Origin of the sequence: Haemophilus parahaemolyticus, assembly GCF_018373095.1 — a bacterium.
GTDB lineage: Bacteria > Pseudomonadota > Gammaproteobacteria > Enterobacterales > Pasteurellaceae > Haemophilus_A > Haemophilus_A parahaemolyticus_A.
Genome location: NZ_JAHAHT010000164.1, coordinates 1 through 1,802, shown reverse-complemented (window position 1 = coordinate 1,802; position 1,802 = coordinate 1). Strand labels below are relative to the sequence as shown.

General features: G+C 38.7%; 2 protein-coding genes and 1 pseudogene. All 3 read left to right on the top strand.

Annotation, left to right across the window (positions count from 1 at the left end; all coding sequences use genetic code 11):
• Positions 1-515: threonine/serine exporter family protein (locus KH943_RS10045; RefSeq protein WP_304110438.1), on the top strand; the 515-nt coding region annotated here is incomplete at its 5' end.
• A 1-nt stretch (position 516) separates the two neighbouring features.
• A complete protein-coding gene (locus tag KH943_RS10040) occupies positions 517-981 on the top strand; it encodes a threonine/serine exporter family protein (protein WP_304110437.1) in 465 nt (154 codons plus the stop codon).
• Positions 982-1,121: 140 nt separating this feature from the next.
• Positions 1,122-1,619, top strand: a pseudogene (gene folA / locus KH943_RS10035) (type 3 dihydrofolate reductase).
• Positions 1,620-1,802: the final 183 nt, after the last annotated feature.

The window sequence follows — 1,802 nt, the reverse complement described above, 5'->3', positions numbered from 1 at the left end:
AACGGATTGTGATTGCGGTGGAGCATAAACTGTATGATTTAGAGATGGTGCAACAAAAGTTGAATCGATTAAAACCGCTGAAATATCCACCAATGCTAGTGGTGGGAATGATCGGGCTCTCTTGTGCCTCTTTTGCTCATCTTTCAGGGGGCGATTGGGAGATTTGTGTGATTACTTTTTTCGCTTCTGCAGTGGGAATGTTTGTGCGGCAAGTTTTATCGAAACGGCATTATAATCCATTGATTGTCTTTGCAATGACTTCTTTTGTTGCGTCGCTGATTTCGGGGTTAAGCTTGAAATATCAGTGGGGAAACGATCCGCAAGTGGCGTTAGCTTCCAGCGTTTTATTGCTTGTACCTGGTTTTCCGCTTATCAATTCGCTAGCGGATATTTTGAAAGGATATATCAATATGGGCATCGGACGCTGGACCATTGCTACTATTCTCACTTTTGGGGCTTGTTTGGGAATTGTATTTGCGTTAAGCGTGATGAATATTTCGGCTTGGGGGCATTAAAATGGATTTTATATTCAGCTTGTTAGACGATATGTTCTTTGCTGCTATTCCCGCAATTGGGTTTGGATTGGTGTTTAATACGCCTATAAAAGCATTAAAATATTGTGCAATTTTAGGAGCATTAGGGCACGTTACCCGTACACTATTACTACAAATCAATATCCCCGTCGTTTTTGCAACTTTTTTGGCGACCTGTGTGATTGGTTTTATTGGTGTGCATCTATCGCATCGTTATCTGGCTCACCCAAAAGCTTTTACCGTTGCGGCGATTATTCCGATGATCCCAGGTGTTTATGCTTATAAAGCAATGATTGGGATGGTGCAACTTCACCATTTTGGTTTTTCTGAAATTCGGTTTGAAAATGCAATCAGTGCATTTTTGAATACTACCTTTATTCTCGGGGCAATTGTATTTGGTTTGGCATTGCCAGGATTGTTATTTTATCGTCAAAAGCCTGTGGTTTGATTTTGTTAAAAAATAAAGTGAACATTGCTAAATATGCTTAAAATGCGATTTTATAAATATTTTCAGGTAGAATACGCCACTTAATTTGTTTATGTTACGCATAATCCAGTTTCTTGGGGCTGGAGGTTGCGGGGGGATGTATGAAAATTAGCATTATTGTAGCAAGAACATTGAACCACGTTATTGGTAAGGACAACGCAATGCCTTGGCATTTACCAGTGGATCTTGCGTGGTTTCGCCAAAACACGGTGGGCAAGCCTGTAATTATGGGGAGAAAAACCTATGAATCTATCGGAAGACTGCTGCCGAAACGTCCAAATATCATTCTTTCGCGTTCATGATTTGAAGTTGAGGGGGCTTATTCTGCATCAAACCTTGGACAAGCGGTTGAATTAGCCAAAACTTTGGCAAATGTTGATGAGATAATGATTATTGGTGGAGGAGAGTTATTTAAACAAGCTTTACCACAAGCGAGCATGCTTTATCTCACTGAAATTCAAGCTAATATTGAAGGGGATACTTTCTTTGAGTTTGATGAAGAAAATTGGAGTTTACAGTTAGAAAAATATTCTGATATTGATGAACAAAATTTGTATCAATGCCACTTTATGGTATTGGAAAAGCATCATTGCTATTAGCCGATAAATATGTTTAAACACAATACTGCTCCTTAATAAATTGAATAATAATTCTATTTTTATGGAGCAGTATTGTTATTAAAAAATCAATAATCTAGCTGATCTTTATACAACGCATAATCGTCTTTTAAGGCTTGGATGAGCTCCACAAAATCATCAGGCAATGGGGCGTGCCATTCCATG